The 13,254-nt window shown below is 44.9% G+C and carries 12 protein-coding genes and 1 pseudogene; 4 read left to right on the plus strand and 9 right to left on the minus strand.

What is annotated here, in order from left to right:
- Positions 1-166 precede the first annotated feature (166 nt).
- The 6 genes and pseudogenes from RBK99_RS07740 to RBK99_RS07765 form a co-directional block, all read right to left on the minus strand.
- Positions 167-2,011 (minus strand): hypothetical protein, encoded by a 1,845-nt coding sequence (locus RBK99_RS07740; protein ID WP_317504026.1) that lies wholly within the window; start codon positions 2,009-2,011, stop codon positions 167-169.
- A gap of 121 nt (positions 2,012-2,132) precedes the next feature.
- Entirely contained in the window at positions 2,133-3,278 is a 1,146-nt protein-coding gene (locus RBK99_RS07745; RefSeq protein ID WP_317504027.1) for a TniQ family protein, read from the minus strand.
- The gene (locus RBK99_RS07750; protein ID WP_317504028.1) at positions 3,278-4,171 is read right to left on the minus strand and encodes a TniB family NTP-binding protein; all 894 of its coding nucleotides are present in this window, start codon (positions 4,169-4,171) and stop codon (positions 3,278-3,280) included. Before RBK99_RS07750 ends, RBK99_RS07745 begins: the two co-directional genes overlap by 1 nt.
- 9 nt (positions 4,172-4,180) lie before the next feature.
- Positions 4,181-6,088 (minus strand): TnsB C-terminal domain-containing protein, encoded by a 1,908-nt coding sequence (locus RBK99_RS07755; RefSeq protein WP_317504029.1) that lies wholly within the window; start codon positions 6,086-6,088, stop codon positions 4,181-4,183.
- The gene (locus RBK99_RS07760) at positions 6,085-6,630 is read right to left on the minus strand and encodes a TnsA endonuclease N-terminal domain-containing protein (protein ID WP_317504030.1); all 546 of its coding nucleotides are present in this window, start codon (positions 6,628-6,630) and stop codon (positions 6,085-6,087) included. Before RBK99_RS07760 ends, RBK99_RS07755 begins: the two co-directional genes overlap by 4 nt.
- A gap of 169 nt (positions 6,631-6,799) precedes the next feature.
- Positions 6,800-7,090, minus strand: a pseudogene (locus tag RBK99_RS07765) (UPF0758 domain-containing protein); the annotation flags it as partial.
- 97 nt (positions 7,091-7,187) lie between these two features.
- On the opposite strand from RBK99_RS07765, the gene coaBC reads away from it, so the two are divergent.
- From coaBC to slmA, 3 genes are read left to right on the plus strand one after another with little or no spacing between them, the layout of a single operon-like run.
- On the plus strand, positions 7,188-8,405 hold the full coding sequence (gene coaBC, locus RBK99_RS07770) for a bifunctional phosphopantothenoylcysteine decarboxylase/phosphopantothenate--cysteine ligase CoaBC (RefSeq protein ID WP_317504031.1): 1,218 nt from the start codon (positions 7,188-7,190) through the stop codon (positions 8,403-8,405).
- Positions 8,406-8,423: 18 nt separating this feature from the next.
- On the plus strand, positions 8,424-8,879 hold the full coding sequence (dut, locus tag RBK99_RS07775; protein WP_317504032.1) for a dUTP diphosphatase: 456 nt from the start codon (positions 8,424-8,426) through the stop codon (positions 8,877-8,879).
- 48 nt (positions 8,880-8,927) lie between these two features.
- Positions 8,928-9,518, plus strand: coding sequence for a nucleoid occlusion factor SlmA (gene slmA / locus RBK99_RS07780; protein WP_317504033.1), 591 nt, complete (start codon positions 8,928-8,930; stop codon positions 9,516-9,518).
- A 38-nt stretch (positions 9,519-9,556) separates the two neighbouring features.
- Here the strand turns inward: slmA and gpsA are convergent, their stop codons facing one another.
- From gpsA to RBK99_RS07795, 3 genes are read right to left on the minus strand one after another with little or no spacing between them, the layout of a single operon-like run.
- Positions 9,557-10,558 (minus strand): NAD(P)H-dependent glycerol-3-phosphate dehydrogenase, encoded by a 1,002-nt coding sequence (gene gpsA / locus RBK99_RS07785; protein ID WP_317504034.1) that lies wholly within the window; start codon positions 10,556-10,558, stop codon positions 9,557-9,559.
- A gap of 12 nt (positions 10,559-10,570) precedes the next feature.
- Positions 10,571-11,074: a protein-export chaperone SecB gene (secB, locus tag RBK99_RS07790; protein ID WP_317504035.1), complete on the minus strand. Its 504-nt coding sequence runs from the start codon at positions 11,072-11,074 to the stop codon at positions 10,571-10,573.
- A gap of 41 nt (positions 11,075-11,115) precedes the next feature.
- A complete protein-coding gene (locus RBK99_RS07795) occupies positions 11,116-11,547 on the minus strand; it encodes a rhodanese-like domain-containing protein (protein WP_317504036.1) in 432 nt (143 codons plus the stop codon).
- 164 nt (positions 11,548-11,711) lie between these two features.
- Here RBK99_RS07795 and gpmI point away from each other — a divergent pair, with 164 nt between their 5' ends.
- A complete protein-coding gene (gene gpmI / locus RBK99_RS07800) occupies positions 11,712-13,253 on the plus strand; it encodes a 2,3-bisphosphoglycerate-independent phosphoglycerate mutase (RefSeq protein ID WP_317504037.1) in 1,542 nt (513 codons plus the stop codon).
- The last annotated feature ends 1 nt before the right edge of the window (position 13,254 follow it).

The following is a 13,254-nucleotide window of genomic DNA, read 5'->3' on the forward strand; positions in this document are numbered from 1 at the left end:
CCAGTAAGGCTCAAAAGGAACCACTTGGTACGTGATAGTCACAACCATTAATGGCTTAGTTGTAGCTTTACTTTCAATGAAAGACATCAGGCCGAGCACGGTTGCTAAAATACTTAATAGTTTCTGACTATTAGCAAAAAAAGAAAAGTTGAAATCCCAAACCAGATCAACGTTCCAGGCCCAGAATGTTAACTAGGTGTGTCTCTAAATCTGAAGCCCACTTAGTTTTTAAAACCTCTTCATCAATTGCTTTTTTTTCTCCATTCTCAGTGTAATGAGTCCAAGGATGATTTATGCTTGTGTGTTTATAGATATCGAAATATTTTATAGCGGTCTCTTTGGCTTCGGCTTTTAGCTTTTCCCAATTATCGTGAGCTCGTGGCCACATGTTTTTTGCAGCAGTCATTGACAAAAATATTCTAAAATCCGCCTCATCCATATAACCACGATCCTTGGCGACTACGCAAAGAGTACTCCGACCTTTAGCACTATTATTTAATTCCATTTCCATTAGATAAATAAACTCGCTATCGCTAATCGCGATTTCAACCCAAGCTATCTGTCTCAGTCTGGCATCATTTCCTTCTCCGATGCGGTGCCACCTTCGGCGAGGTTTCCGAGTGTCTAAAAACGTAGTCACAATTTCATTTTCGACCGTGATAACAGAAGAACCACGACATCTGGTCCTCACGACCCACTTACGCTTAGCTACGAGTTCTCTTAGAAGGATAATTGTTTTAATAAAATCTGAGAGTTTTCGATCGACGATATCAACATGAGAATCAAATCGGTTTAACGGCGAGATATAGGGATCATTCTCTGATTTTGGTTCAAGCTCTTCTCCTGAAGAAGTGTCTACCGGCTCTCCCAAGTCATTTTCGTAGACTGGATCTTTCGATTCTCCTGTAGCAGTGTGTTTGAATCGAATCTGCTGCATAGCACCAAAAAAGTTACTAGGTTCTAATAGAGCTATTCTAGGGCCTGCAGTATTTGGCGGATCCTCGGTTCCCGGTGTATCTTCATCATCAAATGGATCGTCGTCATCTGAAGATGTTCCTCCGGTATCATTACCCCAGGGTAATGGATTTATGGAGAAATGATCACTTTCTACAAGCACTTCATCAAAATCAACACTCTTATTGCAATGAAGAAGATTCGCAGCGAACACACACCAAACTGATTGCTCACCGCAAGTATTTTGAAACTTCTTTCCTGCAACAGTGAGTTTTGTTAATCCCTTGAACGGGAAGGTTGATTTCAATATCAGAGGTTCTTGCCTTTCAGCCGACGAAGTTTGATTTGGCACAGCTATTGCTTTCAGATGGTTTGAAGGCATATTGAACCAGTCACGTCCTTCCTGATTATAATGGCCACGGTAAGCAACAAATTGCTCCAATTTATTTAAGCGTTTATTAACTTTTAACTTAGGATCGTTCCATTTGAAATATCGGCTCAAATCTCCATAAACAAGACTGTTCGTGAACCTGTCACTTACGCCCAAATAAGCACGATATAGCTCGTAACATGAAATAACCAAGAACTCAGTGTAGTGGTCTCGTAGAACAGGCACCACCGCATAAAGTGAGCGTTCCATCCGTTCCGATTGTTTATTACTCAACTTAATCGCCCCAGATGGAAGTACAGATTTATAAGTTACTCCATTAAGGGTAACTGGTTGACCAAGCTCTACAATTTGAACCTTAGACGTATCAACCAAAAATTTTTTCTTCATTGCTGCCGGACGGTTAATACGCTTTCCACCACCATCCTTGCCGCCTCGCCAACATGAGCCTATCAGTAAATCAGAAATTCGACTTAACGGCTGATTTGTCCACAACTTGTCATCCGTAGTTTGCTCATTATATAAGGCGGCATCGAGTCCCTTTTCTTCGATCCGTGATAAAGACACAAAGACTCGTGGCACTCTGTTGGCGTGCAGTTTTAAATTATTATAGCCGTCAACACGCCAAATGCCTGGGTGCTTTAGTAACTTCTTTAAAGGCTTTGACAAATTAAGTTCTTACCAAGGTAGAGGGGTTCACTATCAAATATTAATGTATATTGCTTATATTCAATCAGTCAAGCTTTGTGGTATTTACCTCGAGGGATAGTAAAGGAGCGCGCGCCTTAGCTTACAGCTTCTTCATGCCCTTCAAACGTTTATTCAGAGTGCAAATGTCAATCCCTAGCAGTTTAGCCAATTCTACTTTTTTGAAGCCTGGATTTACCGCTTGTAGGTACTTCATTGCATTTATTACTTCTCGCTCAGTCGTAGCGTAAGGAGTCGAATTCATGTGCTCAAAAATGACTGAGCTTAACCAAAATGGGAGCTGCTCAATATCATTTCCAAATGCAGTAACTGTGAAAGGCGTTTTCTTTACCAAGTTGATGAACTTATGGGGCCAATTTTGCAAGTAGTATAAGACAGCGATAAAAATATTAAGTCTTTGCTGAAGCGGAAATCCTTCGAAACTGTAGTTCTTCCTTAAAGGTAAAATTTCTATTCCTGTCTCCCGAAGAATTCGCTCTCTCACTTCTCCGCCTCGTTCTGAAGTCACCCTTCCAGCCAAAATCCAAAGTCCATTAAACACTTGTAAGTTTAGTGGCTGGTTTAAGGTAGGCAAAACAGAGCCTCCCGACTCATATACCGATATAAAGTCTTTGTAGGGTGCAGAAAATCTGTCGAGATCTAGTGAAAGCTCTTTTGTAGGAGAATCCCAAAGCGGCTTATGGCAATTAAAGCAGAATCCTAAGTCTTTATTTGGAAGATCATAAACTGCGCTCCCTATTCCTACTCTTTGGTAATCAACATTGGCTTTACAGTGATAACAGTGATCCCAAAGGACACACCCATGTTTTTCACATAAATTAATAAAAGCCAATCGCCAGCTTTTTCGAAAGTGCCTTACTTCATCTTCTTTCAAGCAAAGTGGACAATAGACTATCCCTCTTTTTCTTTTTATTCTGTGATAAAAGCCAAGTGGCAGAACCCAACGAACGCAAGTACCGAGACTGTCATGCGAAAAAACTTCACCTTGTAATGAACTCAGACGTAGCTTTGATAGTTCATCTGTACTTACTCCACTAACCTGCGATAACTTTCCAATAAGTTCGGTGGAATTACTTCGATCAACATCTGTCCTAACGATATCTTCTTTTAAGCCAATTACATTTGTGAAAAAGGAGTGCGAGTAACAACCGTTCTCTGTTGCCAACCGCGTTAGCCACGAAGACAATAACTCATTATTCTTCGGCCTGGGATGAACTGGGAGCATCATTAGATACCGAGAGCGGAATCTCTGATTCGATCACTTGGTGAGATATAACCGCAATTTGAAAGCACTTCAATATCTATACACTCTGACCCACTCCTAATGGCGTAAACTGTCGCCTTATTCAATAGGGATGATAACTCTCCGATTGTTCCTTCAGAAAGAGCAAGTATTTTTTTACTCAATAACCCACTATACAATTTCGAGGGCCGCTTTAAAGGTAATATCGATTCAAAAGTGCGTAGTAGTTGGCGAAACTCTTTAGTTAACGTCCATTTTTTTAACAGGATCGGCTCAAATCGATTTTGAATTTGGGTATCAATACTTGTGGCTCTTAATAAATCTTCGGTGCCAGAAGCAATAAATGAGATTTTTAACTCATTACCTAAATACTTCAGAGTATTTAAGAAATTCTGTTGCTTCACGGAGGAGCCTGCTAGCGAGTTGTGTAGTTCATCAATGCACAACACCTTAAGCTCAATTGTCCTCAAAACATCGATTACCCGACTTCTTTTGGCCGATATAGAAGAAGCCGGGACCCGCTCATAGAGACTATTAAGTATCTGCACATATAAATCGGACTCATTAGGAGAAGGAGGCGCCTGCATATACATGACTGGAGCTATAAAGCTATCTCCTGAGCTATTCGGATCTGGAAGGTGTTGTTGACAAAATTTTCTCAGTAACTCTGTTTTCCCATTGTTTGTTCTACCTATCAACATAAGGTTTGGCATTCGGGATACCCGGGGATGGACTAAAATATCGTCAAACCGCTGAAGAACTTCATGAGCTCGAGGATAACCAATCCACCTAGGTTGTGCTATATCTTTAACTCGAGCTTCTGCATCCCACTCTAACTTTTCAATGCAGTTTTTATGTAAGTGAGGGTATGAATTCATATTTAGCCCTTAGTTCAGTTCAACATCAGAAAACGGTTGGATATCATCAAAATCGGTCTCATCGAAGTCTTCGGCGTCATCAACATTCGGTCCAAGTATCTTCGGCTCATCATGTTTATCTGGCTTATTATCCTCTACCGTCCAATTATTTCGTCTTTCGGCCATTCTCCGTTTTCGTTTTTCTGTCGCGCGCTGTTGCTTAGCCAACCGCGTTCTTTCAACGGCTTCAGCTTCAATTTCACGCATCCGCTGGATACCCTTAAAAATTGCATCTTCATCAATAAGCGGCTGCTCATCGTCTTTTAAGGATTTGGCGACAGCTTTTAATTCCCATAAGCTTATCGTTGGACGAGAAGGATTAAGGTATGGGATCGATACATACCTGTGAGTATCAGGATCAAAGAAGTGAATAACGCTTATATCCCTAGGATCTCGTGCAAATATGAATTTGCGTTTCTTCGTTCGGTCGTTAACTTCCTTTGCACCGATCCACTTTCTCAGGACATCTGAATAATAGTGGATATTGTCTATGATAACGCCTTGTCTCTGTACAGTACGCTCTACATAAGGCGTAAAGTCCAAACGAAGGGATTCCTCATCTTCGACAGGAGCAGGCAGTCCAATACCTGGTTTATATTTATCACCAAAAACAGCTTCCGTATAAAGCTTGATCGGCGCCATTTTATTAATGCCTTTGTGTGACTTATGATGATAGTAATAAACAATGAAATTGGTAAACCAAAGCTCAAGCTCCGCCAATGTCATACACGCATTACCTTCCGAGTCATAATCGAGCTTATCTTTCACAGATGAGAAAGTAGTTCCCGGTATCGTTTGTACTTCCTGCATGAAAGTTCTAAATGCTCTTTCTACATGAGGGCCGTAATTAGGCTGCCCCTTAGGGCGAAACTCTAGAATGATGCCGTGTTGCTGACAGGCTCTTTTAAGCATATTGCTGCGAAAGTCTTTCCCGTTATCAACATGTATTTTTTCCATTTTCCCATATATGGGCCACTCAGCATCTATGTCTCGTTTAGCAAGCCAGTTGTCTTTGGACATGATTGCATGAGCAACACACAGTCCGACAGTCGAGGCACTCGGAGGGTCTAATGTTATTTTGAATCCTGATATCATTTTGGTCGCCACATCGATTGCGATAGTAAGATAAGGTCGCCCGATTGGCAGACGGTGCGCCTCATCCACGATGATTAAGTCGACTTTTGTATGATCAATTTGGACGACGGAATTTGGGTAATTCCCACCCGGGAATCGGCCAGTTATAGGCTGAAACTGTTGTTTTGCAGCCTTTGGGCTTATGCGCCTTCTAATAGATTCTTTATCGTCGATTTTACGCACCCGAGCGTATACCGTATTTTTGTGTGGGACTGGGAGGTCAGCTTTTATACATTCAGCTTTTATTATTCTATAGAGCTTCAATACTGAAGGTCGTTCTTTTCTCAGATATTCTTTCTCTATCTGAGCCTGTATTAGTTCTTCAACCTCATCAACTAATTTATGATCGCCCTTGTCAGTTCGAGCTTGTCTCAACAGAGAAGAGACCAAGCCGGTTTCTTCAAAGCGTTTTAACCACCGATAAATTGTAGTTGTTCCTTTTCCTTCTTTTCGAGCAACTTCCTTAACGTCATTCTCGGTTCTGCCAGGGTTATCCAGTAAAGATTTTATTACCTCGAAGCGCTCTAATGCCAATTCCCACTCCTTATCTTCGGCGACTAGGTGTTTGCTTTGATGGTTTTTAGCTGCTTCAGCTGGATTTAATGCTAGATCACGAACCGGAACAATATCCGTAGAGTCAGTTTCAATGACTCGGACAATTGCTTTAGAGAACCCTTTTAGCTCCAATATAAGAACAGATTGATCATTCCAGTAGGCGACTTTGCCTGGGGTTACTGAGTTCATAAGTCTTCTCTTGTCCAAATTTTACTGTGCATTGTTAACGGTTCATTTAAATCGCAGCCAATACGTAAGTTCGCGATTAAATTCCATAGTAGTGGAATGACAGCTGCCTGGTTCTTTTTAGAGTTGAATAGAGCAGCGATCAGTAATGCCGGATCTGCTTCTTGAAGGTCACTCATAACTGAAAGGATATAAGACGTCATTTCTTCATCAGCTTCTCGTTGCTTGAATGACCAAAGAAACTTCACATTATCTAAATAAGTTGTTCTTATTTCCTTTTCTGTAAACACCTTAAACATCCAGCCCCGACTTTTAGCAAACTGTTTTGCTGCGCGAAGCTTAGGAATCAAGTTTCTCCATTGGTCTTTGAAGTCAGATCGGTACTTTATCTCATAGAGAATAGGAGGAGTGTTTAACTCCAGCTTATACGTTAAAAGGCCATCAGGAGTGTAGTGTCGAGAACCGCCTTGTGTATCGAAATAACCGATGGTCATTGGCTGTGGAATTATTTCTTCGATATTTGAATCAAAGCGAGTCAATTCCATAAAGTCTCTTTCAAGTGAAGACTCAAAAGAACCTATGTCCGGAACAACACCAGATACACTTCGTGTAGTAACACCAATCTTTCTCACTTTTGAGGAGTAGAAATTCATTGCGCTTCTATTTATTAATGGAAACTGATTGGATACTATCAGTTAGCGATAGAACTTACACCAGCTGCCATTTCAGGTAGCGTCGCGACAACTCCATCACCACTTGCAGCTGATTCACCCGCGCAGGCCCAATACCACTGCAAGCGAGTAGCTTCTCCTGAGTGGCCGTTAATAAGGCACCAATACCGCCAAACTGACTTAATAAGTGCCGAGAGAAGCTGACAACGTCCTGTCCCTGACTGCCACTACCGAGTAAAATGGCTAATAGTTCAGCATCACTCAGGTATTCGGCTCCCTGGTTTTGCAGTTTTTCTCTGGGTCGCTCGGAAACGGGCCATTCCTTGATGCTCATTGCTCTCTCCTCAATTCTAAAGAGAGAAGTATAACGACCATCTACCCTGTTAAAGGGTCTCATGTTATCTTTACACGAATTAACAAAAGGGGTTCGCATGGCACAATTGCAGAACAAACACATACTTTTAGGTATTACTGGTGGTATTGCCGCCTATAAGGCACCTGATCTGGTGCGTCGTTTGCGTGAGCAAGGCGCGGAAGTTCGTGTGGTGATGACCGACAGTGCCAAGGCCTTTGTAACCCCACTTAGCTTACAAGCTGTGTCAGGCTTTACGGTCAGTGATGACTTGTTGGATCCGACAGCAGAAGCCGCTATGGGCCATATTGAACTGGCTCGCTGGGCTGACCAAATTATTATTGCACCAGCAACCGCTAATACCATCGCACGTATCGCCCACGGTTTTGCCGATGACTTGTTGAGCACACTGGTTTTAGCCAGCAAAGCACCTGTTGCCATTGCACCGGCCATGAATCAGCAAATGTGGGCCGCGACAGCGGTTCAGACCAACATAGAAACTCTGCTAAGCCGCGGTGTGCAAATGATTGGTCCAGGAAGCGGAGAGCAGGCCTGTGGCGATGTCGGCTATGGCCGCATGAGCGACCCTACGGAGATTGTACAGGCGTTAATTGACGCACCAGCGACCAAACGACAGTGGCAAGGTAAAACCTTTGTGATTACCGCAGGCCCAACCCGCGAGGCCATCGACCCGGTTCGTTATATCAGTAACCACAGTTCCGGTAAAATGGGTTATGCGCTGGCTGAAGCCGCCGCCCGTGCTGGTGCCGATGTGATTTTGGTTTCCGGCCCAACCCAACTGCCGACACCCAACGGTGTAAAACGAATTGACGTAGCAACCACTGAGCAAATGCTCAATGCCGTGCAGCAGCAGTTGGGGCATTGCGATGTGTTTATTGGCTGCGCCGCCGTGTCAGATTACCGCGTTGCCGAGGTCTCCTCGCAGAAAATCAAAAAAGAACAGAACGACCAGACACCACAACTGAAACTGGTGCAAAATCCGGATATTCTGCAGCACGTAGCCAGCTCAAAAACACCCCCATTTACGGTCGGGTTTGCAGCCGAAACCGAAAATTTGAAAGCCAATGCGCTAAGTAAACTGGAGCGAAAACAACTGCAAATGATTGTTGCCAACGATGTCAGTCAACAAGGAGTTGGCTTTAACAGCGACAATAATAACGCGCTAATTTTAAGTAAGGACAGTGAGCAATCACTTCCGACCATGAGCAAGCATGATATGGCGGTGGCCATTATTGATGCTATTGCTAAACGCTATTTTGATAATACAGCTAATTAATAAGAAAGTGAGAACGCCATGACGCAAGTCGAAGTAAAGATTTTAGATGACCGTATTGGTCAGTCTATTCCCCTGCCTGAATACGCCACTCAAGGCTCAGCTGGAATGGATTTGCGCGCGTGCCTGGAGCAGCCATTGACTATTGAGCCAGGACAAACCCAGTTAATTGGCACCGGTATTGCGATGTACATTGGCGACCCAAATTACGCGGCGACCATTTTGCCACGCTCCGGTTTAGGTCATAAACACGGTTTGGTGCTGGGTAATTTGGTTGGACTAATCGACTCCGATTATCAAGGTGAGCTTAAAGTGTCCTGCTGGAACCGTAGCGACAAAGCTTACACCATTGAACCAGGCGATCGCATAGCGCAGTTGGTTGTGTTACCCGTTGTACAGGCGAAAATGTCAATTGTTGATGAGTTCCACGAGAGTGAGCGTGGCGAAGGTGGCTTTGGGCATTCTGGTCGCTCATAACTCTGAGCACCAATAATTCTGGTCGATCACAGAAGGAAAGTGACTTTCATGGCAGAACAAAAACGTAACCGTCGCGAGGAAATTCTACAGGCGCTGGCAGCAATGTTGGAAACCAGCCCCGGACAGCGCATTACGACCGCAAAACTGGCGGCTAATTTAGGTGTATCAGAAGCGGCTTTATACCGCCACTTCCCATCCAAAGCCCGGATGTTTGAGGGGCTTATTGAGTTTGTGGAAGATACCTTGCTCACCCGTATTAATATGATTATGAACGAAGAGAAAAATACGCTCTCCCGTTGCTATGCTATTTTGCAGCTATTGTTGACCTTTGCAGAGCGTAATCCCGGTATTACACGAGTCATGACTGGTGATGCGTTAATGGGAGAAAACGACCGATTGCGCGGCCGTATGGAAGATCTATTCAACCGTATAGAAAGCTCAATTAAGCAGGTACTGCGCGAAAAAGCCATGCGCGAGCAGCAACGTTTTATCGTCGATGAAGCGGTGTTAGCGAATCTGCTATTGAGCTATGCCGATGGCAAAATCAGTCAGTTTGTACGATCTAACTTTAAGCGTTTGCCAACCGAGCATCTATCGGCTCAATGGCAAGTAATGGAACAGCAGTTAATCAGTGCCTAAGTGGGTGGAACGTGAAACGGGTCAGTGTATAGAGCAAATCACTCTGTTTTACGTTCACGGCTCAATAAATCAATAGCGGCCTGTTGTGGTTCTTTGCCTTCGTAAAGGACCGCATAGATTTGTTCACAAATTGGCATTTCAACCTTGTAGCGTTTAGCCAGCGCAACCACTTCGCGAGTGTTACGGTAGCCTTCAACTGATTGCCCTATTGACTTCAGCGCCTGCTCAACGCCTTTACCCTGACCTAACGCCAGGCCAAAACGCCGGTTGCGCGACTGATTGTCAGTACAAGTGAGGATTAAATCGCCCAAGCCTGCCATACCCGTGAAAGTATCGCTTTTAGCGCCCAAAGTCAGACCCAGCCGGGTCAGTTCAGCCAATCCCCGGGTAATTAACGCGGTACGTGCATTCGCGCCGAAACCAATACCATCGGCCATACCGGCACCAATCGCAATGACATTTTTTACGACCCCGCCCAGCTGCACACCGATGAAATCGTTATTGGTGTAGACCCGGAAAGAACGGTCACAATGCAAGAGTTCAGAAAGCTCATCGACAAACGCCTGGTCAGTCGACGACATAGAAATTGCGGTGGGCAGTCCTTTTGCCATTTCAATAGCAAAGGTAGGGCCCGATAATACCGCTAACGGATGCTCTTCCCCCAGAATTTCTTCTGCCACTTCATACAAAAGGCGTCCGCTGTCGGGTTCAAGCCCTTTTGTGGCCCAGGCCACGCGAGCGTGTTCAGCCAACAAAGGCTTGGCTTGCTTTAGCATGGACGAAAATGAATGGCTGGGCACAACGACCACAACATTTTTAACCTCGCGCAGCGCTTCACTTAAATCGGCCGTCACCGTTAACGACTGAGGAAAGGGGCAGGCTGGCAAATACTCTTCATTTTCATGAGCGGTTTGCATGATCGCAACTTTATCAGCGTCCCGTCCCCACAAAGTGGTCGGAATACCTTTACGCGCAAAGCATATAGCAAGGGCGGTCCCATAAGAGCCCGCCCCTAATACTGTCACCTGAGGTGTCTGCATTATTGTCGTCGCTTACGCGTCTGCTGTTTGCTGACCCTGCGCCTGCTCAGCTTGCTGCTGCATATGACGCTGGAAAATCGCATCAAAGTTAACAGGAGCCAGGTTTAACTGTGGGAATGTCGCACGGTTAACAAGATTTGAAACACACTCACGAGCGTAAGGGAACAAAATATTAGGGCAGAAAGAACCCAGCATATGCGCCAACTGGCCTTCCTGAACTTCTGCACCAATAGTAAAGATACCGGCCTGATGTACTTCACAAAGGAAAGCCACATCGTCTCCAACTTTATTGGTTGCCGTAAGCGTCAGTACTACTTCATAAACACCGTCTTCAATCTTTTCGTGTTTAACGTTCAGGTCTAACTTAAGATCGGGTTTCCATTCTTCACGGAAAATAGCCGGAGAGCTTGGAGTTTCAAAAGAAATGTCTTTAGCGTAAATACGCTGAATAGCGAATTGTACTTGCTGCTGTTCGTTCTCAGCGGCCGCGCCGTTTGCTTGCTGTTCTTCAGCCATGGTTTTACTTCCTATTCATTTTAAGTTTTAGACGAATTTTATTATTTTTTCTGCGAAACCGGCAATTTTGCACTGCGCCAAGCATTAATTCCACCTTGCAACACAGCAACTTGATTAAAGCCTTCAGCGTTCAACTGGCTGGCAGCCGATCTTGCCGTCATTCCTGTTGCACAGACTAACACAATGGGGGCTTCTTTGAACTTTTCAATAGTTGAAAGCTCTTTTTGTTTTATTTTTTCAGCGGGTAACGACATCGAACCATGGATGTGTCCTTTATTGAATTCATCCTTACTCCGAATGTCCACAAAAACCCCATTACCGCGATTGACCCACACGGTTGATTCTTGTGGTTCCAGGCTTTTCACCGGTGACATTGCTGCACGAACAGAAGTCACAATAAGCGCCAGTAACAGGACCACCCATACACCACTCATCATGGGGTTGCTTTTGACAAATTCCAAAATTTCTTGCATAAGACCTACCAGTAGTCGTGGGTAACAGAAAAGAGTCGCGGGTCAAGAGTATACCTGTACAAATCGCAGTTTCCAGAAAAATCTTGGATGGATGCGTAAGCTCAGGAAATCGAGTAGAATGTTATTCAATTTCATCATCGAAAAACCGAGCAATGAGGCCCACTATGACTCGTACGATAAAACCTTTGGTACTGTTGATTCTGGACGGCTGGGGTTACCGTGAAGATGCGCCGGATAACGCAATCTCAAAAGCCAATACACCGGTTATGGATCGCTTATGGAAAAACTACCCACATTGCCTGGTTGATGGCTCTGGAGGCGCAGTCGGTTTACCCGATGGTCAGATGGGCAATTCCGAGGTCGGGCATGTTAATTTGGGCGCTGGCCGAATCGTCTATCAGGACTTTACTCGTATTAGCAAAGCCGTTTCTGATCGCAGTTTTTATAGTAATACCGTATTGTGCGATGCGTTAAAAAAGGCGCGGGCCGCCAAAGGTGCTATCCACATTATGGGCCTACTCTCAGCGGGTGGTGTACACAGTCACGAAGACCACTTGGTTGCGATGATCGAAATGGCGGTTGAACAAGGCGCTGAAGACGTTTATCTGCACGCCTTTTTAGATGGCCGCGATACCCCACCGAAATCAGCGCTTGCCTCTATCGAACGTTTTGAAGCCTTATTTGCCCGATTGGGTAAAGGCCGCTTCGCCACATTGAGTGGCCGTTTCTATGCCATGGACCGCGATAAACGCTGGGACCGCATTGAACAATCCTACAAAGCCATTTATCACGGGCTTTCCGGCGTAACCTCGCCGAACGCTACCGATGCATTGGAAGACGCTTATGAACGCGGTGAGACTGATGAATTTGTGACACCCGTTATTATCGGTAAATCTGCGCCTGTCGCCGATGGCGATGCCGTTTTCTTTATGAACTTCCGGGCGGATCGCGCCCGCGAAATGACACAAGCGTTCACCGAGAAGGATTTTGACGGTTTTGACCGTGGAACGCGCGCCGATATCAGCGATTTTGTCATGCTTACCCAATACGCTGACACGTTAAAAGCACCGAGTGCCTTCCCGCCGGAGCCTTTAAACAATGTACTGGGTGAGTGGTTGGCAAAGCACAATAAAACTCAGTTACGCATCTCTGAGACTGAGAAGTATGCACACGTGACTTTCTTTTTTAGTGGTGGTCGCGAGCAGGAATTTGAAGGAGAAAAACGGGTATTAATTCCGTCTCCTAAAGTGAAGACATACGATTTACAACCAGAAATGAGTTCAGAGCAGCTTACTGATGAATTAGTTGAAGCGATTGAATCCCAAGCGTTTGACGTGGTGATTTGCAACTACCCTAACGGCGACATGGTGGGCCATACCGGAAACTTTGATGCCGCTGTTAAAGCCTGTGAAGCCGTGGACCATAGTGTTGGTCGAGTCGTGTCAGCATTGGAGGCCGTTGGCGGAGAATGCCTGATAACGGCTGATCACGGTAACGCCGAGCAAATGAGTGACGCCGCAACGGGGCAGGCACATACCGCTCATACCAACGAGCTGGTGCCTTTCATCTATGTCGGCCGTCCGGCTAAAGCTCAAAACGGGCGCTTATCCGATGTATCCCCGACGATACTGCACTTAATGGGCATGGAGCAACCTGAAGAAATGACGGGAACTCCATTAATGGTTTTAGAGCAGGAGCAAGACTAAA

Source organism: Idiomarina solivarensis (assembly GCF_033052755.1).
Lineage (GTDB): Bacteria > Pseudomonadota > Gammaproteobacteria > Enterobacterales > Alteromonadaceae > Idiomarina.

Excerpts from the sequence above, each read along its gene's own strand:
- RBK99_RS07745 (WP_317504027.1), bottom strand. The coding sequence starts at position 3,278 with ATGATGCTCCCAGTTCATCCCAGGCCGAAGAATAATGAGTTATTGTCT.
- RBK99_RS07750 (WP_317504028.1), bottom strand. The coding sequence starts at position 4,171 with ATGAATTCATACCCTCACTTACATAAAAACTGCATTGAAAAGTTAGAG.
- RBK99_RS07755 (WP_317504029.1), bottom strand. The coding sequence starts at position 6,088 with ATGAACTCAGTAACCCCAGGCAAAGTCGCCTACTGGAATGATCAATCT.
- RBK99_RS07760 (WP_317504030.1), bottom strand. The coding sequence starts at position 6,630 with ATGGAATTGACTCGCTTTGATTCAAATATCGAAGAAATAATTCCACAG.
- coaBC (WP_317504031.1), top strand. The coding sequence starts at position 7,188 with ATGGCACAATTGCAGAACAAACACATACTTTTAGGTATTACTGGTGGT.
- dut (WP_317504032.1), top strand. The coding sequence starts at position 8,424 with ATGACGCAAGTCGAAGTAAAGATTTTAGATGACCGTATTGGTCAGTCT.
- slmA (WP_317504033.1), top strand. The coding sequence starts at position 8,928 with ATGGCAGAACAAAAACGTAACCGTCGCGAGGAAATTCTACAGGCGCTG.
- gpsA (WP_317504034.1), bottom strand. The coding sequence starts at position 10,558 with ATGCAGACACCTCAGGTGACAGTATTAGGGGCGGGCTCTTATGGGACC.
- secB (WP_317504035.1), bottom strand. The coding sequence starts at position 11,074 with ATGGCTGAAGAACAGCAAGCAAACGGCGCGGCCGCTGAGAACGAACAG.
- RBK99_RS07795 (WP_317504036.1), bottom strand. The coding sequence starts at position 11,547 with ATGCAAGAAATTTTGGAATTTGTCAAAAGCAACCCCATGATGAGTGGT.
- gpmI (WP_317504037.1), top strand. The coding sequence starts at position 11,712 with ATGACTCGTACGATAAAACCTTTGGTACTGTTGATTCTGGACGGCTGG.